Source organism: Nonomuraea turcica (assembly GCF_030718205.1).
GTDB lineage: Bacteria > Actinomycetota > Actinomycetes > Streptosporangiales > Streptosporangiaceae > Nonomuraea.
In genome coordinates, this window is sequence record NZ_JAUZQF010000002.1 from 539,012 (window position 1) to 561,213 (window position 22,202).

The window sequence follows — 22,202 nt, forward strand, 5'->3', positions numbered from 1 at the left end:
GAAATCGTTGCCAGCGAGGAAGATGGCGACCGATTCGGTCGCCATGGCCATGCAACGAGATTGTTACCGTACGGGGTTGTGGTTAATTCGTTAATCAACCTCAATGGCCCTCACCCGCAAGCTCGTCTGGGTGGAGGTACGGAATGCACGGTCGCATACTCGCGACGGCCGCCGCGCTGTCATTGGCCGCATGCGGAACGGCGGCGAAAACGGAGGCCGCTCCAGCCGGCGGCAAGGCGATGGTAGCGCCTCCTGCGGTGATCAAGGACGGGGAGATCGTCTACTGTTCCGACATCTCCGCCCCGCCGCTGGAGTTCTACGACAAGGCCAAGAAGCCCATCGGTGCCGACGTGGAGATCGGCGAGGCGCTCGCGGCCAGGCTCGGTGTGGCGGCGGTATGGCGAAACACCAAGTTCGCCTCCATCGTCCCTACCTTGGTGGCCAAGCAGTGCGATGCGATTCTGTCCCAGCTCTACATCAAGCCAGAGCGGGAAAGGGTTGTCGACTTCGTCCCCTACATGTACTCCGGTCAGTCGATCCTCGTGGCCAAGGACAATCCCCGGCGCGTCACCGGGCTGGACGAGAGCCTGTGCGGGCTGACCGCGTCGACGCTCATTTCCACCACGGCCGCCACGCGTCTCGAGGATCAGTCCAAGAAGTGCGAGGCGGCCGGCAAACCCGCCATCAAGCTGACCCGGTTCGATCAGGACATCGCCGCACTGCAGGAGCTGGCGCTCGGCCGGTCGCAGGCATACGCGACCACGAGCGAGACCGCCGCCTACTACATGGGCCAGAAGCCCGGCCTCTTCGCCTTCGCGGGAGAGTCGTTCGACAAGATCAAGGCCGGCATCGCCGTACGCAAGGGCAACTCCGCGCTGCAGAGCGCGCTGGCCAAGGCGCTGCAAGAGATCCGGGCGGACGGGACGTACGACAAGGTCCTGGCCAAGTGGAACCTCCAGGTGGACAGGCTGGAGCCTTGACTTTCGACCCGGCGTTCTTCTGGGACGCGCTCCTTCGCCCGTCGGGGCCGTTTCTCGCGGGGCTCTGGCGCACGGTCTACATCTCTGTCCTCGCCCAGCTCCTGGCAGTGATCATCGGGCTCGGCGTGGCGCTGATGCGCCGATCCAAGCGCCGCTGGGTCACCGCGGTGGCCGGGTTCTACATCTGGATCCTGCGCGGCACCCCACTGCTGGTGCAACTGGTTCTCGTCTACAACGGCCTGGCCGCGGCCGAGCTCTATTCCTTCTCCGACGTGACCCTGCTCGGCGTGACCGTCACCGGCGTGTTCCAGGCCGCCCTGGTCACGCTGGCGATCAACGAGAGCGCCTACATGGCGGAGATCATCCGGGCGGGGATCGACTCAGTCGGGAAGGGGCAGTCGGAGGCGGCGCTCGCCATCGGCATGACACCGCGCTCCGCGATGAGATGGATCATCCTGCCGCAGGCGCTGCGCTTCATCGTCCCGCCGCTCGGCAACAACTTCAACGCCATGATGAAGACCACCTCGATCTTGAGTGTGATCGGTGTGGACGAGCTGTTCCTCAACACCCAGGCGATCAGTTCCACGACCTTCCGCACGTTCGAAGTGTTCATCGTCGCGGCTCTGTACTACCTGATGCTCACTACCTTGTGGTCGTTCGTCCAGGCTTGGATCGAGGGCCGGCTGAATGCATCGGCGGGGATATCGCGACCTCCGACGATAGGGCAGCGGCTCTTCGGCGGCGGGCGTGCCGTGGTCCGGGCAGAGGCGCCATGACCTATCACTGCGCCATCGCCAGCCCGCACGTTCTCGCCACCGCCGCGGCAAAGAAGGCGATCGCACGCGGCGGCAACGCCGTAGACGCCGCGCTCGCGGCCGCCGTGACGCTCACCGTCGTCTATCCGCACAACACCGGACTCGGCGGCGATCTGATCGCTCTGATCAGATCCCCGGACGGCAGGATCTCCTGCGTCAACGCCAGCGGCCCCGCCCCGGCCGGCATCGACGTGGCGGCGCTGAGATCGCGTTCCGGCGGCCAGATGCCCGTGTCCGGGCCTGACACGATCACCGTCCCCGGCGCGGTCGCCGGCTATGCCGCGCTGCACGCCTCCGGTGCCGCGCTGACGTGGCCCGACCACTTCGCCGCCGCCATAAGCCATGCGGAAGGCACTCCTGTCGTTCCGGGCCTGGCAGTGGCCATAGCCGAGGCCAGAGATCTGATCGCCGCCGACCCGGGGATGCGGACCGTCTTCGGGTCACTTCGCGTCGGCGAAACCCTGCGCCAGGAGGCGTTGGCCACGACGCTCGCGGAGATCGCGGCTCAGGGCCCCGAGGTGTTGTACGGCGGGCGGCTGGGCGAGCGACTGGTCGCCGGCCTGCAGGCGTTGGCGGTCCCCATCGCCTTGGACGACCTGACCGCCTACGAGGTCGAGCAGTCCGATCCGCTCCACCGCACCTTCCGGGGTTTCGACGTTTACACCAGCCCGCCCAACACACAGGGCTTCCTGCTGTTGCAGGCGCTGGGCGCACTGGAGAGAACGGACCCGCAGGGGGAAGACGCCGGACAACTGGCCGCGATCTTCCACAGAGGCATCGCCGACCGGACCCGCCATCTGGCCGATCCCCGGTTCGCGCAGATCGACGTGGACGCCCTGCTGCTGGGCCCCTCCCCCCAAGCGCCCGGGCCGGCCATCACCGGCAGGGCGAGTGGCGACACGGTCGCGGTCGTGACCGCGGACAGCGAAGGGTACGCGGTCTCGCTGATTCAGAGCCTCTTCCACAGCTTCGGCGCAGGGCTGCTCGAACCCTCGACCGGCATGGTGATGCACAACCGCGGAGCGTTCTTCTCCCTCGACGCCGCCTCGCCCAACGTCATCGCGGCAGGCAAGCGTCCGGCACACACGCTGATGCCGGTCATGGTCACCCAGGAAGAACGGCTGGCCTGGTCGATGGGCACGATGGGAGGCAAGGCCCAACCGCAGATCCTCACCCAAGTGCTGCTACGGCTGCTCGACGGGGAACAACCCGCCGACGCGGTGGCCGCGCCCCGCTGGGTCGTCGGCGGTATGGAAGCGGGCCAGCCGGAGGACACGATCAGCCTGGAGATGGATCTCTCCCCGCGGACCATCGCAGCTCTGACCGCGTCCGGCGCCCCGATCATCCCGCTGCCGCCGGCGTCCGAATGGGTCGGCCACGCACAAGTCGTCGGGGGTGCCACCTCAGCAGGGAGCGATCCTCGCTGCGATGGCGCCTCCGCCATGGTTTCGCTGATACCGGAAGATCCCCAGGCCGACATGTCCTGAGGTGACGCGGGACAGGGTCAGTGAGTGCCCCGAGGAGCGCTACCGTGATAGCGCATGATCGATGCGTTCGAGCGCCTCAGTCAGCACCTTCCGGGGGCAGCCGACGTTCAGTCGGACGCACCCCTCTCCTCCGGGGCCGTAGACCCGGCCGTCGTAGAGATTGACGGCCGCACGGTCGACGAGGAACTGGTGCAGCCCGCCCACACGAGCGTCAAGCTCACGAGCCTCGAGCCAGACCAGGAACGATGCGTCCGGCGGCATCGGCGTGATCTCGGGCAGCCGCTCTTGGACGAACTCGTGCACGAAGGCCACGTTGCCCTTGAGATATTCGGTCAGCCGGTCGAGCCACGGACCACCCGTAGTGTAGGCAGTCTCCAAGGCCAGACGACCGAAGTAGTGCGCGTTGATCATGAACGATGCCCGCATGGCGTTAAGCAGTTCCGAGCGCAGGTATGGATCGGCAACCGAGAGTGTGGCCGTTGGCAGGCCGGCAAGGTTGAAGGTCTTGGTGGGGGCAGTGCAGATGAATGCTCGGCGGGCGGCGTCGCTGCTGATCGAGGCATAGACCACGTGGGGCCGGCCGTTCAGCCGGATGTCGCAGTGGATCTCGTCAGAAATCACCAGAAGGTCGTAGCGCGCACAGATGTCGTTCACGGCGAGCAGCTCGTCGGCCGTCCAGCTCCGGCCCGAGGGATTGTGGGGGTTGCAGAGCAGTAGCACCTTCGCGCCGGATGCGGCCAGCTCGGCCAGATTGTCGAGGTCGAACTCGTAGCGGTTGTCGATGAGCCGGAGCCGATTCACGAGCAGCCGCCGGTGATTACCGGTAATGGCCTCGAAGTTCGGCGAGTAGACCGGTGACTGGACGATCACCCCATCTCCAGGGGCGGTGAAGGTGCGCAAGATTGCTGCGACCGAGGACATGATCGCAGGGGCCGGGAGGAGCGTTTCCACCGGTGGTGTCCAGCCGTGCCTGACGGTGAACCAGTTCTGCACGATCTGGAAGTGTTCCGGGTCTCGCAGGGTGTAGCCGTAGATACCGTGGTCCGCAGCGGCGCGCAGGCGGTCGATGACGGTCGTCGGCGCCCGGAAGTCCATGTCGGCCGTCCATAGCGACAGCAGATCCTCGCCCCGGACACGCGGTGAAAATTCGTCCCATTGGTTGGCCCATTTGGCTGACCCGAAAGTGGCGCGGTCGTACACCGTGTCAAAGTCGGGGTCGGCGCCGTACTCTGCGGTGGCGGTAGGACTGGCCTTTGGCGGTCTGGTGGTCATGCGAAAAACTTCTCCACTCCACGGGCGACACGGCAGTCTGGGTGGTCGTGGCTGCGGGGCGGATCCGGAGCCACGACCACCGGCTAGGTACGGGCTCAGCCGTTCTGGCCGATGCCGGCTTTGATGAGTTCCGGGACGATCTTCTTGCTCTCGTCGAACGAGATCAGCACGATGGCGTCCGGGTCTTGGGCCTTCACCTTCTCCACCTCGGCCGTGTAGTTGGCTGCGTTCGCGTCGTAAAGGGCATAGGAGACGACTTTGCCGCCGGATTCCTCGTAGAAGGAGCGGACGTTCTTCGCCAATGCCTCTCCGTAGGCGTCCTGCCGGGCGAGGATTGCGATGTTGCGGTGACCGTCCTCGCTGATGGTCTGGGCCATCACCTGCCCCTGCAGGACGTCGGAGGGGGCCGTGCGGAAGTACATGCCATGGTCGGGGTAGGTGTCGAATGCGGTCGAGGTGTTTCCGGCCGATATCTGGACGACGCCGGCCCCGGAGATCTTGTCGATGACCGACAACGACACCGACGAGGAAGCGGCGCCGATGATGACGTCGGCACCACCGCGGAGCAGTTTGTCGGTCTCGGATGGCGCAATGTTCGGCGACCCGTCACCGGAGTCGCCCTTCAACTGCTTCACATCCTTGCCCAGCACACCCCCGGCCTTGTTGATTTCGTCAATGGCCAGGTCCACGCCGGCGAACTGCGGGGCGCCGAGGAAGGAGCTGTCCCCTGTGGCAGGGAGCAGGGTGCCGAACGTAAGGGTGCCGTCCCCCTTGGGGATTGGGCCGCTGACCTTCTGGTCGGCTCGGATGTTGGCTTGGTCCGGAGTGGTGCCGTTGACGTAGCCGACATTCTTGTAGTTGTTGTCCTGCCCGAATTGGTAGATGCCGACGGTCGCCGCGGACGGGCTTCCTGTCGAGTTCATCTCGATCGGGCCAGAGGCGCCGTCGTAGTCGATGTCCGTTCCGTCGGCGAGTAGGTCGGCGCACTGCTTGAAGCTGGTGCACTTTGTCCCATCCCTGGTAATGCCGATCTCCTTCTCGGCGATCGCCTTGCCGGAGTCGTTTTTGGCGGCGATCGCAGCCAGGGCTGAGAGGATCGTGGCGTCGTAGGCCTCCGGAGCGTAGGTGAAGTCCTTCACCTTGCTGTTGATCTTGAGGATCCGCTGCCGGAATTCGTCGCCGATCTTGCCGCCGGGCAGGGTGGCGCGCACACCGTTGAGAGTGCCCGGCTCGAAATCACCGGAGTAGTCGGCGGTGTTGCCGTCTACGAAGTAGAGCTGGGTGCCCGCCTTGGCCGGCGGCTGGGTGCCCGCCGTGGCCGGCGGCTCGCTGCCGGCTGCGGTGGGGCTGCTGTTAGAACCGCAAGCGGCGGTTGCCAGCGCGGCGAAGGCCAAAACGGCGATACAGGTGATGCGTCTGGGGAGCGGCATGGGGCCTCCAAGTGTGGTGAGGACTGTTGCGCTATTGGTGCGGTGCACGGCTGTGTCGTGGCGCATGTCAGCAGCGGACGCGATGGGAGGATTCGACCGGCGAACAGGTGCGGTCGTAGTCCTAGTTCCGCCGGCCGGCAGGTGTGCTGTCTGCCTGGGCGGCATTGGACAAGGTGCCGAGATACAGCTCGATCACCCTGGGGTCACGGGCCAGCGCCTGGCCGGACCCGGTGTAGGCCTTGCGTCCTTGGTCGAGGACGTACCCGCGGTCGCAGATCTGCAGGCAGCGGCGTGCGTTCTGCTCGACCATGACGACCGATACACCGGTGCGGTTGATGGCTCGGGTCTGGACGAACACCTCGTCCTGCAGCGCCGGGGACAGGCCCGCTGAGGGTTCGTCGAGCAACAACACGGAGGGTTCCATCATCAGAGCCCGGCCCATGGCCACCATCTGCCGCTCACCGCCTGACAATTGCCCGGCCCGCTGCTTGCGGCGCCGGCCCAGCGCAGGGAACAGGTCGGTCACGAACGCAAATCGGGGGGCGAACTTCTTGGGGGACTGATAGCACCCCATCCGCAGGTTTTCCTCGATGGTGAGCGAGGGGAAAATGTTGTTGGTTTGCGGTACGAAGCCGACCCCTTGGGATACCAGTGCGTCGGCGCGCTGGTTCGTGATCTCTTCGCCCCGCAGGCGAACCGTCCCGGCGGTGATCTTGACCAGCCCGAAGAGTGCTTTGAGCAGTGTCGACTTGCCGGCGCCGTTGGGTCCGATGATGCCGACCAACTCGCCCGGTTGGCAGTACAGATCGGCGCCATTCAAGATGTTGACTCCGGGGAGATACCCGGCGATCAGATTGTCGGCGCGAAGGGCTGCACCCTCGGCCGCCTGCAGATGCTCCGATGGGCCGTGATGGGCAGAAGTCATCTCGGGACCTCCCGGTCGACCAGCTGCTCGGCGTGGTCGTGCGCGTGCTCGACCTGGATGACGTGTTCGAGCTCGCTGATGTCGGTGTCGTGGCGAGCTCCGAGGTAGGCATCGATGACCCGTTCGTCCGACATGATGGACGTGGGGGGTCCCTCGGCGATCACCTTGCCCTGGGACATGACGACCACCCAGTCGGAGATCTCTCGCACCATGTCCATGTCGTGTTCGACGAACAGGACGCTCATTCCCTGATCCCGAAGCGACTTCACATGCCCGAGCAGGGACTGCTTCAGCGCTGGGTTGACGCCGGCCATGGGTTCGTCGAGCATGACCAGCTTCGGTTCGACCATGAGCGCTCGCGCCATCTCGAGCAGCTTTCTCTGGCCGCCTGACAGGGACCCGGCGAAATCTTCCTCCGTGGCGTCGAGTTTGAACCGCTTGAGCAGGTCTCGGGCCCGGTCGGTGATGTCTCGTTCCTGCGCCCGCCACAGGGCGGGGAGCGCGGCGGCCCATAAGCGTTCGCCACGCTGACCTGTGGCGCCCATCCGCATGTTCTCCACTACTGTCAGTTTCGAGAGCACTCTGGTCAGTTGGAAGGTCCGGACCATGCCGAGGCGTGCCACTTTGTAGGCTGCCTTGCCTTTGAGCGGTGTCCCGTCGAAGGACCAGGAACCGGCATCGGGTTGATCGAAGCCGGTGAGCAAGTTGAAGAACGTGGTCTTGCCTGCACCGTTGGGTCCGATCAAGGCGGTGATGACCCCACGTTGGATTTCGAGATGTTCCACGTCGACCGCGGTGAGGCCGCCGAAGGCGCGGCGGATTCCGTTCACGACTACAACGGGGTCGGGTTTGGCAGCGCCGGGCTCATGCGGCACCGACTGCAAAGCAGTCCGGCACTCGCGCATCGACTTGTTCTCCCCGGCACCGGGGTCGGGAACCCTTGGCTGCGACGTATCACCGGCAGCCGGGACGTCCTTGGGTGCGATGCCCGAGGAGAGGTGGTCAGTGGGGACGTTGTCAGTGGGCATCGAGCGCGATCTCCCTTCGATCACCGAAGATGCCTTGCGGCCGGAAAATCATCAGCAGCATCAGCACCAATCCGACCAACATCAGCCGGAAGATTGATGCTTGGTCGGCGTTCATGAACTGCGCCACGACCGGGTAGCCCGCCAACTGCGTCAAGACCGATCCGAGGAACGACAGGATCGCCCAGAACATCACCGCGCCGACGATCGGACCAAGGATCCGAGCGGCGCCACCCAGGATGAGCATGGTCAAGGCGATGAAGGTGAAGTCCAGGTTGAACGTGTCGGCCTGGACCGAAGCGGCCCCGAACGCGCCCACGAAACCTCCGGCGCATCCGACCACTCCACCGAGGATGAGTGCCTGGATCTTGTAGCTGTAGACGTTCTTGCCCAGAGACCGCATCGCATCCTCGTCTTCACGGATGCCCCGAAGAACCCTTCCCCACGGTGATCGCATCAGGGCCCAGGTGAACAGACTGATCATGATGACCAGGCCCCAGCCGACAATGACTGTCCACAGCTCCTCCCGGCTGTAGGTCAGGAAGAAGCCGTCGTAGTCCGGCAGCGGGTTGAGGCTTCGGAACCCGGCGGTGAAGCCGGTCACACCGTCCTTGCCGTGAAAGTACGTCCGGAACGACGTCCCGAACACAAGTCGAAGGATCTCTGCCGCCGCGATGGTGACGATCGCCAGGTAATCCGCCCGAAGACGCAGGGTGGGGATACCCAAGATCAGCGCCAACGCCACGGTGAAGGCGATCGCGAGCAGGATGGCGAGGACGGTGGGAATCCCGCTTGTGGCGATCGCCGCGCCCATGATGTAACCGCCTACCGACAAGAAAGCGGCCTGACCGAAGTTGAGCAGCCCGGCGTAGCCGAACTGAATGTTCAAACCGATCGCAGCCAAGCAGAACGATACGGCCACATAGCCGAAGCCGTCGTGCAGTGCCCCCGTGACGGCGCCGATGATGTCCATGTCCTCACCCGATCCTCTCGGCGCGGCCGAGCAAGCCTTGTGGTCGGACGAGCAGGACCAGCGCCAGCAGAACCATCGCGCCTGCGAACTTGAGTTCCGATGGGATGACCAAGGTTGAGGTCTCGACGAACAGCCCGATGATGATCGAGCCGATCAGCGCGCCCCACACTGATCCCAGACCTCCGACGCAGGTAGCGGCGAAGATCAACAGCAGTACCTGCGCTCCCAGTTGGTAGGACACCGATTGGGAGAATCCCAAGAACGCCCCGCTCAGTCCCGCCAGCGCGGTGCCCACGATCCACACCGTGGTTATGACACGATCGACGCTGATCCCCGTCGCAGAGGCCAGGGCCCGATTGTCCGACACCGCGCGCGTGGCGCGACCGAGCCGGGTGTACTGCAAAGCAAGAGTGACCGCGACGAGCGCAAGCCCACTGATGGAGATGATGACGACGTCTCGCATGGTGTAGGTGAACAAGCCGAAGGCGTCTCGGCCGGCGGGCGTGACGTATTCGCGGTAGGTCAAGGCGCGGCCGCCTGTGAAGTACTGGTAGAAGTTCCGGAGAAAGAACTGCAGACCGATCGAGACGATCATCATGGCGATAAGTCCCGTTCCGCGGCGTCTGAGTGGACCCCACAAACCCTTTTCGTTCAGGTAGCCGAACAGCGCCGACAGCGCTACCGCCACCGCCACCGCCACGACGATGGGCAGCCCTATGACCCGGTTGCCGAGATAGGTGGCGAATGCCCCGAAGGTCACCAGCTCGCCGTGGGAGAAGTTCGACAGTCCCGTCGTGCCGAACACCATGGACAGGCCAAGAGCCCCCAATGACAGCACCAGGCCGAACAGCAGACCGTTGTAGAGCAGTTGAGGGACCTGGTCCCACACCGTCGACACTCGACGCGTATCGGGACCGAGGGGGAAGTTGACGGTGATCGTGCTCAAGGTGCCCGTTGGCCGCAAGGTGTTCGACGCTCCGTCGCGGACCTGCACACCATCGGGAAGCGTCTTGGTGTCCAAGATGACGGCCAGGGTGCCCGAGTCGCCGCCGGGCACAGTGATCGCGAACCGGCCTTGGTCGTTGCTGACGCCCGTGTAGGTCTTACCCGTACTGGACTGGACATTGATCTTCACCCCAGCGACCGGTGCGTTGTTGTCGGCAGAGTTGCGCAACGTTCCCTGCACGGTCCGATCATCAGCCGCGTACGTCGGACCGCCCACTGCCACGACGCCGAGCAGGGCGATCGAGAGCATGACCGCTCCCAGCAGTAGTGACAGGCGAGCAGGATGGCTGCGTACGCGCCAACGTGCACGGGGTGGTCTCATGGCCGCTCCGAAATTGCATGGCGGGATATCTGATCGGCCTGCGGCGCGCGGGCCCGCAGGCAGCGACGACAGCGTGGGGAGACGGACGACCGATACCGCTCTGCCGCGGGCTGCGTCGGCCGTACCGCGGATTTCGGGTGGCCGATTCTCGCGGTTTCTGGAATGCTATGCGCCGCCCATTGCCCGGTCCAGTCGTCGTTATCGATGCGCACTCATCGATATTTTCGACCAATCGCCTGGGAAGACGCCGTATGTAGTGCTGTGACCGCGTAGGTTCGCCGGGTTGGTGGTCGTGGCGGTTGGATGCGCTCAATGCGGGGCGGCAAATGTTTTCGCGTACGATTCGTTATCTCAAGCGACGAATCGATGGTCGCAGGCGGCGATTGGTGCGTGATGTACGACCTTCACCGGCTTCGGTTGCTGCGCGAACTCAAGCACCGCGGCACCCTTGCAGCTGTGGCTTCGGCCCTCTCGTACAGTCCTTCGACCATCTCTTCGCAGCTTTCGCAGCTGGAGGCCGAGGTGGGCGTCCCGCTCCTGGAACCTATGGGACGTCGGGTTCGTCTGACGCCCGCGGCGGAGATGCTGGTGGGGCATATCGAGGTGATCTTGGACCGGCTCGAGCAGGCTGAGGCCGATATCGCGCGGTCTAAAACGGTGCTCGAGGGGGACCTGCGGATTGCAACCTTCCAGACTGCTGCTAAGACTCTGGTCCTACCTGCCGTAGAGCTGCTTCAGCGCGAGCATCCGCAGCTTCGCGTCTACGTGCATCAGGAGAACGAACGCACACCGCTGCGGGCGCTTGTCGCGCACGAATTCGACCTGGTCATCGCCGAGGACTACCCGGGAGAGCCGCCGTCGGCTCTGACCGGCCTGCACACTCAGCTTCTCCTCGAGGATCCTCTTCTTCTGGCCACCCCACCGGGCAGCGAGCCGCCGCAACTCGCAGCTCTCGCACACCTGCCTTGGGTCATGGAGCCCGAGGGCAATGCCGCCAGGCGCTGGGCCAGCGCCGTCTGTCGCCAAGCCGGCTTCGAACCCCACGTTCGCTACCAGTCGACCGACCTCACCTTCCACGTGCGATTGATCGAAGCCGGGCAGGCGGTCGGATTCCTACCCAAACTTGCCTGGGGCGTCCACGCTCCTACAGTGACACTTACCGAGCTGACGCCGCCGAATGCTCGGCGCGTCCTCATCGCTACCCGCACTGGCAGCCACCATCACCCGGCCGTCGTTGCTGCCCGCGTCGCGCTCGACCGAATCAGCCGCAGCGCACGGGATCTGACCCGGAGTTGACCGCCGAGTCCGCGATCGGCCTCGGTGCGGAGTTGCCATCAGCGCGGCCCGCCGCCGGCCACGATCCTCCCAGGAGGGGAATCCCCACAGGTACATGACCCCACCTGGCCGGAGGCCGTAGTTGCGCTCTTCGACGATCATGGTTACTTCTGCTCCGTATCAGTGTTGGCCGGGCCGAGCAGCCGGTGGAGCCGGTCGACGGCCGGGCCGAGCGCGGCCTCGTCGGCGCGCGCCGCGACGTACCGGTCGGGGCGAGTGAGGACGAAGCGGGTGGAGTGCCGGGTGAACCACTCGCGCAGATATCCCTCGACGTCCTCGACGACCCGCGTCTCCGGGTTGACGGTCGCGCGCCGCGCCCGGCCGGCGCGCGAGTCGACGACCTTGACGAAGGTGGCGCCGAGTGCGGTGAGATAGTCGCGCTGGGCGCCGGAGAGGTGCTCGGCCGGGTCGGCGCCGAAGCCCACCAGCGCGAACCAGGGGCCGAGCACGTCGTCCAAGCGCAGGACGTCCCCCGCGGCGTTCTCGACCAGGGGCTGGATGAACATGCGGCCGACCGGTGACCGCCGGCCGTGCCCGTCGGGGACCACGACGCCGTCGGTGTACTGCGGCATCGGCTTGAACCGCATCTGGAGGACCCAGTCGCGCATCGCCGGCGCTCGCACGACGGCGCGGAAGAACAGGTCGCGTGCGGTCGCCACCAGGCGGTTGGTGGGCGACAGGATGCGGCCGAGCGTGGTCGACAGGTCGATCATCGCCTGCGCGTGGGCGCGCCGCTCGGCGTCGTAGGTGGCCAGGATGCCCGGATCGGCGTGCCCTCTGACGGCGGCGGCGATCTTCCAGGCGACGTTGGTGACATCGCGGATGCCGGTGTTCATCCCCTGACCCGCCCAGGGCGGCATGAGGTGGGCGGCGTCGCCGACCAGGCACACGCGGCCGACGGTGAACCTCCGTGCGATGCGCGAGTGGTGGGTGTAGACGCGTGCCCGGATGATGTTCAGCCGCGTCGGGTCCTCGACGTGGTGACCGAGCAGCTCGTGCACCTTGTCGGTCTTGAGCATCTCGTCGGCGTCCTCGCCGGGAAACAGCATGAACTCCCAGCGCCGGAAGTCGTGTGGCAGATGGACGCAGACGTACGGCCGTACCGGATCGCAGTGCAACCCGGTGTACTGGGCCTCGAGAGGGTCGTTGTCGCACTCGACGACCACCCACTTGCGCGGATGTGTGTCGCCCTCCAGTTCCACGCCCAGCAGCTCGCGGACGGTGCTGCGGCCTCCGTCCGCGCCGACCACGTACTCGGCGCGGACCCGCACGGTTTCGCCTCCGGGAGCTCGGACGTCGAGCTCGACCCCGTCTCCATCCTGCTCCAGTTGGACGACCTCGTGCCCGAGTAGCACTCGTACGGAGGGGAACCGGTCCAGGCCGCGGCGCAGCGTTTCTTCGCAGGTGGGCTGCATGAAGATGTTGCGCCGGGACCAGCCGTACTCACGCGTGGCCGGGCGGACGTCGGCGAAGCACCGGTTGCGGGCGTCGAAGAACCGCAGCGGCACGTTCTGGATCATGTTCTTGATCAGCTCGTCGGCCAGGTCCACTGCTTGGAAGCTGCGCAGGCATTCGTCGTCCATGCCGACCGCGCGCGGGTAGTCGATGATCTCGAGGGAGCGCTCGATGAGCAGGGCGTCCACGCCGTACATGCCGAGAAAGTTCGCGAGGGTGGCGCCCGCCGGGCCGGCGCCGACCACGGCGACCTGGGTCCGCAGCGTGCGGGTCATGGCCGGTCCCGATACCGGTCCAGGAACTCCCGCAGGGCGGTCAGGTAGTCGGCCAGGTTGTCGTCGTGCACGTAGTGCCCGGCCTCGCGGATCTCCTGCCAGGTGAGCAGCGGCTGGCGGGCGGCCATCTCGGCGCACGTGGCGGTGGGCAGGAAGTCCGACCGGGCACCGCGGAGCACCAGCGTCGGGCACCGCAGCGCTTCGACGTGCGGCCACAGATCCACGGTGCGTGCCGGGTCGGGGTCCAGGCGCGCCCGCGCGATGCCCTCGAGGTCGAACTTCCACACCCACTGGCCGTCGGCGGCCGCACGAACGGTGTTGTCGATCCGGGAGTCGAGTGCGGCCTGCGAGATGTCGGGGCGCACGCTCCTCCAGTACGCACGCGCCTCGTCCCGTCCGGCGAACGCGCGCGGCGTCCGCTCGAGTTCGCGCCTGATCCGCTCCGCGCCCGCGCCGGACGCCGACGAACCGGGCCCGATGTCCTCGATCACCGCGAGCCGGACCCGCTCCGGGTGCCGTGCCGCGTAGACGATCGCGTTGGTGCCGCCCATGGAATGACCGACGAGCGTGAAGCGCCGCAGTTCCAATGCGTCGGCGAGCTGCTCGAGGTCGCTGACGTAGGCATCGGTGACGTATTCTCCCGCCGGGTCCCAGGCGCTGTCGCCGCGGCCCCGGTGGTCCAGGGCGATGAGCCGATGCCGATCGGCCAGCGCCGCCGCCACCGGCTCCCACGTCCGCGCATAGCTGCGCAGTCCGTGCAGCAGCACGATCGGGGGCGCGTCCGGCTCGCCCCACTCCACGTAGTGCGCGCGAAGACCGTTCAGCGTGGTGAACCGGTCGGCCCCCGCGATCGGCTTCGTCGGCACGGCCATGCTCACCGCAGCCCGTCTCGGCCCTCGATCGCACTCGCCGCCAGCCCGCCGAGACGCGCGTGCAGCCGGCCCCGGGTGGCGAAGGCGAAGATCGCCACCACCTCGTCCGGAGCTGGTGCGTCGGTGAAGGTCACGGTGACGGTGTCGTAGTGCGAGCGCACGTAGAGGGCGTCCTTGTGCGCGAGCGGCACGTCGATGCTCGTGCCGGGGGCGGCACGCTTGCCGGTGGAGGGCACCCAGGACTTCCCGCCGCCGACCGCCTCCCGGACCGGGTCGGCGAACACCTGGGTGAGGAAGGCGTTGCCGTGCTCGTACTCGCCGTTGGCGCCCACAAGGCAAGCCTTGCCGTAGCTCTCGATCGGCCGGCCTTCGGCCGCCGACTTGACCCGGCGGCCGAACTCCAGGCCGAGCGCGGCCGAGCGGCCTACGATCTCGTCGAGGGATTCGCTGTACCGGCCCGCGTAGGGGTTGTGGATCGCCGCGGCGATGACGATCTTCCGCACCGGCTCGCCGTCGGCGAGGGCCCCGGTCTCGGTGGCCAGGGTGTCCTCGATGGAGGTGAACCACTTACGGATGTGGTAACCCTCGAAATTCGGATCGGGCATGAGGTCTCTCCAGTGATCAGGTGTAGAGCGGATCGAGATCGACGGTCTCGCTCGGCGCGTTGTGCTCGCCGAGGATCCGCTTGCCTTCCTCGTCGTCCTGCACGGTTTCGCAGAAGAACTCGAAGCGGTTGCCGTCGGGGTCGGTGAAGTACACGCCGAAGCCCACCTTGTGGTCGGTTGTCTTCACCACGGGCACACCCTTGCTGAGCAGCATGCCGTACAGGCGGCGCAGCTCGTCCAGGTCGCCGTCGATCTCCAGGCCGTAGTGCTGCAGCCCGATGCCACCGGGCCTGGCGCCGTCCGCGGCGCGGATCAGCGCGATGTCGTGGTGCTTGAGCCCGTAGGAGAGGAAGACCCATTCCGGCCCCCGTGCGGTGACCTCCATGCCGAGCACGTCCTCGTACCATTTCGCCGAGGCCTCGGGATCGAGGACGAACAGCGACAGGTGGGTGCGCCGCACCCGTGGTTTCACCCCGGATGCGGCGTCGGTCGTGGACTCCGGTGCGTCGTCCTTGGCCATGTCGTTGCCTCCTTAGTGGGCACCAGGACCCGCGGCGACGGCCGGGGTCCATGCCACGTCGGTGATTTCGGGGAACTCGCGCCATTCCTTGGTCCAGGTCCGTCCGGCGTCGGTCGACCGCAGGAGGTGGCCGTACTTGGTGCCGGCGAAGACCGTCGACGGGTCGGCCGGGTGGGTGCCGAACGCCCATACCGTGGAGTTGGCCGGAGTGTCGAGATCGGCCTCGGTCCAGGTCTGCGCGAGGTCGGTCGAGTAGAGGATCTTCGTCATCGTGCCGGGTGTGGCGTCGCCGATGCCGAGCAGCAGTTCGTCGGTACCGGGGATCGGCGTCACCAGGCGCGTGTAGTAGACCCCGTACTTCCGGCGGGTGTCCTGCCGGGTCCAGGTCCGGCCGTCGTCCTGGCTGACGAACAGCGCGTTGACGACCGCGACCACGATCGTCTTGGGCGGACCAGCGAGGACCACGATGCTGTGGATGTCGGAGTTGGTGACCCCGTCCGGCAGCGACGCGGGGGTGCCGTCCACGCGCTGCCAGGTGTAGCCCCGGTCGCGCGTGCGCCACAGGCCGCCCTCTTCGACGCCGAACCACGCGCCCCCGCTGTCGACGTGATCCCACGTCGCCGTGAGGATGCGCGGGCGGTTGACCCCGGCGCAGAACTCGGGGATCTCCGGGGGAAGCCGGTCCCAGCTCTTCCCGGCATCGGTGGTGCGGAACACCGCCGCGCGGGAGGGCGCGCCGGTCCCGGCGAGTATGCGGTCGGGATCGTCGGGGTCGATGGCCAGCGACCAGACGTGCATGCCGTTCATCGGAGAGTCGACACGGTGCCAGGTCACGCCGGTGTCGTCGCTGCGGACCAGGCCGACGTCGGCCCCCGCGTAGATCACCTGTGAATCGGCGGGGTGGACGGCCAGGCACCGGACCACGGCGTCGAACTCCACCTCCTGCCCCGGCGGGATCCGGTACCAGGTTCTGCCGTCGTCCGCGCTGGACAGCACGCCCTGTCCCGCGGTTGCCACGAGAATCGTTCCTTCCATGGCGATGCTCCTTGGTTGAGGGTTCAGAGGAAGATGCCGCGGGTGAGCCCGCCGTCGATGCCGAGCGATTCACCCGTGATGCCGCCGGCGTGCGGCGAGGCCAGGAAGCACAGCGTGCGGGCGACTTCCTGGGCGGTCAGGACCCGGCGGATCGGTGTCCGATCGATGAAGTTCTGCTCGACCTGCTGCGGTGTGATGCCCTGTTTGGCGGCTTCCTTCTCATACAGTTCGTGGATGTGCTCGGTCTCCACCACCCCGGGGTGCACCGTGTTCACCGTGATCCCGGACGGGCCGAGCTGGTCCGACAGGGCCTTGGTCATGTGCACGATGGCGAGGTTGCGCATGCCGGACAGGGCGTGGCTGGAGCGGCCGGTCAGCCCGCCGATGTTGAGGATGCGCCCGTAGCCGAGTTTCCGCATGTGCGGCGCGGCCGCCTGCGCGCACCGGAAGTAGCCGACGACCTTGGTGTTCAGGTCGGTCAGCAGGAGGTCGGGGTCGGCCTCGTCGACCGAGTTGCGCACCAGTCCGGACGGTGCGGCGGCGCCGTTGACGAGGATGTCGACGCGGCCCAGTTCACCGGCCGCCGCGTCCATCATCGCGCGTACGGATTCGGTGCTGGTGGTGTCGGCGACGAGCGGCACGACGCGTCCGCCCAGCTCTGCCTCGATGTGTTTGGCGGTGTCCTCAAGGAGATGCCGCCGCCGGGCGGCGATCACGACCGTGACGCCTTCCTTCACCAGCTCACGGGCCACGGCCCTGCCGATGCCGAGGGCACCGCCGGTGACGACGGCGACCCGCCCGCGAAGCTCGAGATCCACGACGTTCCTCTCCTGGTCCGGTGTTCTCACGTGAGGTTCACCCACACGCTCTTGGTCTCGGTGTAGTGCTCGAGCACCTCGCGGCCCATCTCCCGTCCCCAGCCGGACTGCTTGTAGCCGCCGAAGGGGGAGCCAGGGTCGGTGAGGTTGTAACAGTTGACCCACACCGTTCCGGCCCGGATCGCCGCCGCGATGCGATGGGCTGTCTTCAGGTCCTGCGTCCACACCCCGGCGGAAAGGCCGTAGGGAGTGTCGTTGGCCTTGGCGACGAGGTCGTCGATGTCGTCCCACTCCATCGCGACCAGGACCGGGCCGAAGATCTCCTCGCGGACCACCCGCATCGTGTGGTCGGTCTCGACGAAGATCGTCGGTTGCAGGAAGAAACCGTCGCGGTAGGCCGCGCCGAGCCCGTCCGGGCGTCCGCCCCCGGTGGCCAGCTCGCCGCCCTCCTGCCGGCCGGAGGCGATGTACTCCCCTACCCGAGCGAGCTGCTTCGCCGACACCAGCGGGCCCATCTCGCTGCCCGGATCGGTGCCGGGACCCACCACGATGCGACGGGCGCGCTCGACCAGCGCCGTCATCACGTCGTCGTAGATGCGCTTGTGCACGTACAGGCGTGACCCCGCGGTGCACGTCTGCCCCTGGTTGAAGAAGATGGCGTCCGCCGCCGCCTCCGCGACCTGCGCGGGGTCGGCGTCCGGCAGGACGATGTGCGGCGATTTCCCGCCCAGTTCCAGCGACACCTTCTTCAGGTTGCCCGTCGCCGCCCGCGCGACGAGCCGCCCGACCTCGGTGGACCCGGTGAAGGCGATCTTGTCGACACCCGGGTGGTCCGCCATCGCCGCGCCGGCCTCGGCGCCGGTGCCGGTGACCACGTTGACGACCCCGTCCGGGAAGCCCGCCTCCTGAATGAGCTCCGCCAGCCGCAGTGTGGACAGCGACGTCTCCTCGGCCGGCTTCAACACCACGGTGTTGCCGGTGGCCAGGGCGGGGGCCAGCTTCCAGCAGGCCATCGACATGGGGAAGTTCCAGGGGACGATCGCGCCGACCACGCCGACGGGCTCGTGCACCGTGTAGTTGAGGATCTTCAGCCCGCCCCGGGGTGACACCGGGATGGTGCTGCCTTCGAACTTGCTCGGCCACCCGGCGAAGTACCGGAACAGCTTCGCACTGGAGCCGACATCCACGGCCCTGGCCACGTTGACCGGCTTGCCGTTGTCGTACGCCTCGATCAGCGCCAGCTCGTCGGCGTGCTCCTCGATCAACTCCGCCAGGGTGTTGAGCAGCCGCCCGCGATCCAGCGGGGAGAGGTCCCGCCAGGCCGGCGACTCGAAGGCGTCGCGCGCCGCGCGGACGGCCCGGTCGACGTCCGCGCTGTCACCTCGTGCGATGGTGGTCAGCTTCCGGCCCGTCGCCGGGTCGACGGATTCCAGGGTCTCGCCGGTTCGGGATTCCACCCATTCGCCGCCGATGAGCATGCGCTGCGGCCGGTTCACGAACCGTCGCACCGTCTGGGAGAGCGAAATTTCGGACGACATCGCGGTCCTCACATCGTCATCTGGATAAGGTGCGGGCCTCGCGCCCGGAGCGCGTCGGTGAACGCGACGCGCAGCTCACCGACGGTGGTGGCGTCGCTCGCCGGGACTCCGAAACCGCGCGCGAGCGACACCCAGTCGATCGCGGGCTCGCCGAGGCTCGTCAGCCGTGCGGCTTGGGGACCCGGTTCGGGGCTTCCGTGGCGGGCGAGCTCCGTGCGCAGGACGTTGTAGGCGTGGTTGGCGGCGATCAGCACGACGACGTCGGCCGACTCGCGGGCCATGGTCCACAGCGCCTGCGCGGTGTACAGGCCGCTGCCGTCGGACTGCAGGGCGATGACGGGACGCTCGGGCGCGGCGATGGCGGCGCCGAGCGCGGCCGGCAGTCCCTGGCCTATCGCGCCACCGGTGTTGGTCAGGACGGTGTGAGGCACCGCCGCGGCCGATGCCGAGTAGAAGGGGTAGCCGCAAGTCCCGCCTTCGACCGAGACGATGGCGTTTTCCGGCAGCCAGTTCGCCAGGGCGGCGCCGACGGTCTGCCCGGTCAGGGCGGTCCCGGGCGCGGGCTCGACCGGTCGCTGCGCACCGGCCATGGGGCGATCCGCAGCGCCGACGAGTTCGGCCAGCGCTACCAGCGCCTGTTCAACATCCTGCGCGACGTCCGCGAGCCGGTGCACCGCCCCCTGGGGTGCCAGGCGGCTGGGGATTCCTTCGTATCCGAAGTAGGCGACCGGTTCGGAGACCCCGGCCAGCACCACCACCGCGGCGTCCCGGAGCTCCGCTACCGCTGTCTCCGGGAAGTACGGCAGGCGGTCGATCGGGGGCAGCCCGCCGCCCCGCTCGGCTCGGGCGGGAAACGTCTCGCTGTAGAGACGGGCTCCGGTGGCGGCCGCGATCCGGCCGGCGGCGGACTGGCCGAGGCGGCTCAGGCCCGCGCCGCCCAGGAGGAGAACGCCCCGGGAGCCGGCGGCCCGCAACCGGTGGGCGGCCTGCTCCACGGCCTCCCCGCCGACGCCGGGCCGGGGGGCGGCACGGGGGCTCTCCACCAGCGGCGGCTCCTGCGCGGTCAGCTGTTGGAGATCGGCAGGCACGACCAGCGTCGACACGCCCAGACGGTCATGCGCGTCGTCGATCGCCCGCCGCGTCACCGAGGCGACCGAGGCGCGATCACCGATCTCGTGGTGCGCTCCGACGGTGCCCGCGAGGGCGGCGATGTCGGAGGTCAGGGGCGCGTCGAAGGGCAGGTGCCAGCTCGCGTGATCACCCACGACGTTGACGACCGGGCTGTGCGCCCGGCGCGCGTTGTGCAGGTTCGCCAGGCCGTTCGCGAGCCCTGGCCCGAGGTGCAGCAGGGTCAGCGCGGCTCGCCGGGCGATCCGGGCGTATCCGTCGGCGGCGCCCGTGCACACGTTCTCCTGCAGCCCGAGCACCGCCCGCAGCCCCGGTGCGCGGTCGAGCGCGGTGACGAGCGGCATCTCGGTGGTTCCGGGGTTGGCGAAGCACACCGACACGCCGCGACCGGCGGCCGTCTCCAGGAGGACTTGCGCTCCGGTGAGTTCCACGTGCGCGGTGTGGCGATCGGTCTTCACTGATCGTCCTGCCCCGGCACGTGGTGACAGTGCGCCGTGTCATGGCCTACCGGCGGCGGAACGTCCAGCGAGGGGTTGCGGTCGAAGAACCCGGCGGGCTTGAGGGTGAAGCCGACGTACTCGCACGGCATGATCGGCCAGTCTTCCGGGCGGGGCAGGTGGGAGGTGCCGAACGTGTGCCACAGCACGACGTCGGTGTTCACCAGGTCTCGCTCCTGCTTGACCCACTCCCCGATCCCGTCCCCGGGATGCTGGTTCGGGTAGTCGCCGGCGGGGTGCAGCTCGTCGGGGCTGTAGCGGGTCACCCACAGGTGTGCCCGGGCGAACTCCGCGCGACGGGCCAGGTCGCTCTCCGGGGCCGCGAGCAGCGTGGGGCCGGCGAAGGGCACCAGCTTGTACGCCACCGGCTGCCCGAGACGGTTCCGCACCTCGGGGTTGACGATCTTCCAGGTGCGGGCCGCGAGAGGATCGCACATGCGCCGCCCGTCCCGCTCGTTCTCGATCCAGGTCTGCCGGGCCACGATCGCGTTGCCGTGAGGATTGTCCGGCCCGACAGGGAGACCGACGGCGTCGACCTCGACGACGGAGTTCCGCGGGCCGTCGACCTCCATGTCCAGACGCATGTTGAACAGGTGCTGGTGGTTGGGCGCGTCCAGCTGCGGCGCGACAAGGGTTCCGTATCCGGGAACCTCCCCCGGGGCGATCGCGCGTGTTTGCACGATGCCGGTCAGCTTCGCTTCGAACTGGATCGTTCCGTCGAGGTAGAAGTACCAGAAGAAGCCGTACTCGTAGTTGCCGATCGTGTGGATGGCCGACACGACCATGCGGCGGGAGCGCCTGACCTCCGCCCGCTCCACATAACGGAAGTCCCAGTGCTTCCAGAGGATGCCGTAGTCCTCCTCGTGCAGGCAGATGGCGTTGTGGACGGTGTGCGGGCTGCCGGACTCGTCGGCGAGCACCGCGTCGAGGTAGCGGATCTCGCCCAGGCAGTCACATCCGAGGCTGAGCGACCCGACGGTCTTGCCCAGGTTGTACTCGCCGGCGTCGAAGACGTTCCGGAAGTAGAAGTCTTCGCTGGTGTCGCCGTAGGGCACGACCATTTCGCCGATGCTCGCCCGGTGCAGGATCGACCTGCGCCGATCACCGTCCTGGTAGGAGACGTCGCTGATGACCAGGCCTTCCACGGTGTCGATGTGCGCGTGCAGCCGCCAGCGCTGCCACTCGATCACGTTGCCCGACACCGTGAACGACGGGCCCTCGGGCTGGACGATCTCGATGGGACGAAGGTCGTCGCGCAGCGGGCCGACGCTGCCGACGTCGTAGTTGCCGCTCTCGGGCGGCAACGGAATGGGCTCTCCTTCAATGATCGCGGCGACGGAGCGGGCGTCACAGTCGATCACGAACACGAGGTTCCCCACAGGACGCGCGTAGCCGTTGTCCTCCTTGAAGCGCCGGACGTAGGCGCTGGCCCGGATGACGCGGCGCCGGGCGTCCACGCCCTCGACCGGCAGGGTGCCCGTCGACCAGGGGTCGAGCTGCAGCAGGGACAGGTCGTCGACCCCGTGGCGGGCGAGCGCGGCGATCGAGGCGCCGTCGTTCTTCACGATGTCCTCGAGGGCGAGGATCTCCTCGATCATGATCGGCGGCTGCACTCCCGGCACGTGCCTCCAGGAGGTCACGACGTTCCGCGCGAGATCCACACGGGCTTCGTACGTGGCCCCGGCGTCGCGGTCGTAGACGACCAGGAACGCCGATCGCGCGACGGGCCGCGAGGGGTCATGGCTCCGCACGGCTTCCTTGTCCGGAGGGTCCAGCCGCACCAGGGGAAACCTCGGCGAGCCGAGCTCGGGCCGGTCCGAACGTACGGCGTGTACGGCCCGCTCGATCTCCTCGACGGTCAGCGGATCGTACGGGTGCGATGTCGTCATC

Annotated in this window: 19 protein-coding genes; 4 read left to right on the forward strand and 15 right to left on the reverse strand. The window is 67.5% G+C overall.

What is annotated here, in order from left to right:
- Nucleotides 1–143 precede the first annotated feature (143 nt).
- Genes Q9G87_RS08035 through Q9G87_RS08045 form a run of 3 tightly spaced genes read left to right on the forward strand, consistent with a single transcriptional unit; the run spans nucleotide 144 to nucleotide 3,282 of the window.
- Complete coding sequence (locus Q9G87_RS08035) at nucleotides 144–980, forward strand: ABC transporter substrate-binding protein (protein ID WP_305915571.1); 837 nt, start codon at nucleotides 144–146, stop codon at nucleotides 978–980.
- On the forward strand, nucleotides 977–1,756 hold the full coding sequence (locus Q9G87_RS08040) for an amino acid ABC transporter permease (RefSeq protein ID WP_305915572.1): 780 nt from the start codon (nucleotides 977–979) through the stop codon (nucleotides 1,754–1,756). Before Q9G87_RS08035 ends, Q9G87_RS08040 begins: the two co-directional genes overlap by 4 nt.
- The gene (locus Q9G87_RS08045; RefSeq protein WP_305915573.1) at nucleotides 1,753–3,282 is read left to right on the forward strand and encodes a gamma-glutamyltransferase family protein; all 1,530 of its coding nucleotides are present in this window, start codon (nucleotides 1,753–1,755) and stop codon (nucleotides 3,280–3,282) included. The genes Q9G87_RS08040 and Q9G87_RS08045 overlap by 4 nt, the downstream gene beginning before the upstream one ends.
- A 39-nt stretch (nucleotides 3,283–3,321) precedes the next feature.
- On the opposite strand, the gene Q9G87_RS08050 is transcribed toward Q9G87_RS08045, so the two are convergent.
- The 6 genes from Q9G87_RS08050 to Q9G87_RS08075 all read right to left on the reverse strand — a co-directional run bounded on the left by Q9G87_RS08050 (nucleotide 3,322) and on the right by Q9G87_RS08075 (nucleotide 10,162).
- The gene (locus Q9G87_RS08050; RefSeq protein ID WP_305915574.1) at nucleotides 3,322–4,554 is read right to left on the reverse strand and encodes a MalY/PatB family protein; all 1,233 of its coding nucleotides are present in this window, start codon (nucleotides 4,552–4,554) and stop codon (nucleotides 3,322–3,324) included.
- Nucleotides 4,555–4,649: 95 nt separating this feature from the next.
- Nucleotides 4,650–5,984 (reverse strand): ABC transporter substrate-binding protein, encoded by a 1,335-nt coding sequence (locus tag Q9G87_RS08055; protein WP_305915575.1) that lies wholly within the window; start codon nucleotides 5,982–5,984, stop codon nucleotides 4,650–4,652.
- A 121-nt stretch (nucleotides 5,985–6,105) separates the two neighbouring features.
- Entirely contained in the window at nucleotides 6,106–6,909 is an 804-nt protein-coding gene (locus Q9G87_RS08060) for an ABC transporter ATP-binding protein (RefSeq protein WP_305915576.1), read from the reverse strand.
- Nucleotides 6,906–7,814, reverse strand: coding sequence for an ABC transporter ATP-binding protein (locus Q9G87_RS08065; protein WP_305915733.1), 909 nt, complete (start codon nucleotides 7,812–7,814; stop codon nucleotides 6,906–6,908). The genes Q9G87_RS08060 and Q9G87_RS08065 overlap by 4 nt, the downstream gene beginning before the upstream one ends.
- Nucleotides 7,815–7,926: 112 nt before the next feature.
- On the reverse strand, nucleotides 7,927–8,907 hold the full coding sequence (locus Q9G87_RS08070) for a branched-chain amino acid ABC transporter permease (protein ID WP_305915577.1): 981 nt from the start codon (nucleotides 8,905–8,907) through the stop codon (nucleotides 7,927–7,929).
- A gap of 4 nt (nucleotides 8,908–8,911) precedes the next feature.
- Nucleotides 8,912–10,162, reverse strand: coding sequence for a branched-chain amino acid ABC transporter permease (locus tag Q9G87_RS08075; protein WP_305915578.1), 1,251 nt, complete (start codon nucleotides 10,160–10,162; stop codon nucleotides 8,912–8,914).
- Between the two features lie 465 nt (nucleotides 10,163–10,627).
- Between Q9G87_RS08075 and Q9G87_RS08080 the strand changes: the two genes are divergently transcribed.
- Nucleotides 10,628–11,530: a LysR substrate-binding domain-containing protein gene (locus tag Q9G87_RS08080; RefSeq protein ID WP_305915734.1), complete on the forward strand. Its 903-nt coding sequence runs from the start codon at nucleotides 10,628–10,630 to the stop codon at nucleotides 11,528–11,530.
- Nucleotides 11,531–11,673: 143 nt separating this feature from the next.
- Here Q9G87_RS08080 and Q9G87_RS08085 read toward each other — a convergent pair whose 3' ends face one another.
- Genes Q9G87_RS08085 through Q9G87_RS08125 form a run of 9 tightly spaced genes read right to left on the reverse strand, consistent with a single transcriptional unit; the run spans nucleotide 11,674 to nucleotide 22,201 of the window.
- Nucleotides 11,674–13,299 carry a bifunctional 3-(3-hydroxy-phenyl)propionate/3-hydroxycinnamic acid hydroxylase gene (locus tag Q9G87_RS08085; protein WP_305915579.1) on the reverse strand — a complete coding sequence of 542 codons (1,626 nt, stop codon included), beginning with the start codon at nucleotides 13,297–13,299 and terminating at the stop codon, nucleotides 11,674–11,676.
- Nucleotides 13,296–14,165, reverse strand: coding sequence for an alpha/beta fold hydrolase (locus Q9G87_RS08090; protein WP_305915580.1), 870 nt, complete (start codon nucleotides 14,163–14,165; stop codon nucleotides 13,296–13,298). Before Q9G87_RS08090 ends, Q9G87_RS08085 begins: the two co-directional genes overlap by 4 nt.
- 8 nt (nucleotides 14,166–14,173) lie before the next feature.
- On the reverse strand, nucleotides 14,174–14,776 hold the full coding sequence (locus Q9G87_RS08095; protein WP_305915581.1) for an amino acid synthesis family protein: 603 nt from the start codon (nucleotides 14,774–14,776) through the stop codon (nucleotides 14,174–14,176).
- A gap of 16 nt (nucleotides 14,777–14,792) precedes the next feature.
- Nucleotides 14,793–15,296: a VOC family protein gene (locus Q9G87_RS08100; RefSeq protein ID WP_305915582.1), complete on the reverse strand. Its 504-nt coding sequence runs from the start codon at nucleotides 15,294–15,296 to the stop codon at nucleotides 14,793–14,795.
- Nucleotides 15,297–15,308: 12 nt separating this feature from the next.
- The gene (locus Q9G87_RS08105) at nucleotides 15,309–16,331 is read right to left on the reverse strand and encodes a WD40/YVTN/BNR-like repeat-containing protein (RefSeq protein ID WP_305915583.1); all 1,023 of its coding nucleotides are present in this window, start codon (nucleotides 16,329–16,331) and stop codon (nucleotides 15,309–15,311) included.
- Between the two features lie 23 nt (nucleotides 16,332–16,354).
- Nucleotides 16,355–17,149: an SDR family NAD(P)-dependent oxidoreductase gene (locus Q9G87_RS08110; RefSeq protein WP_305915584.1), complete on the reverse strand. Its 795-nt coding sequence runs from the start codon at nucleotides 17,147–17,149 to the stop codon at nucleotides 16,355–16,357.
- 26 nt (nucleotides 17,150–17,175) lie between these two features.
- Nucleotides 17,176–18,687 carry an aldehyde dehydrogenase family protein gene (locus Q9G87_RS08115; RefSeq protein ID WP_305915585.1) on the reverse strand — a complete coding sequence of 504 codons (1,512 nt, stop codon included), beginning with the start codon at nucleotides 18,685–18,687 and terminating at the stop codon, nucleotides 17,176–17,178.
- An 8-nt stretch (nucleotides 18,688–18,695) separates the two neighbouring features.
- A complete protein-coding gene (locus tag Q9G87_RS08120) occupies nucleotides 18,696–20,273 on the reverse strand; it encodes an acetolactate synthase large subunit (protein WP_305915586.1) in 1,578 nt (525 codons plus the stop codon).
- The gene (locus Q9G87_RS08125; protein ID WP_305915587.1) at nucleotides 20,270–22,201 is read right to left on the reverse strand and encodes a primary-amine oxidase; all 1,932 of its coding nucleotides are present in this window, start codon (nucleotides 22,199–22,201) and stop codon (nucleotides 20,270–20,272) included. The genes Q9G87_RS08120 and Q9G87_RS08125 overlap by 4 nt, the downstream gene beginning before the upstream one ends.
- Between the last annotated feature and the right edge of the window lies 1 nt (nucleotide 22,202).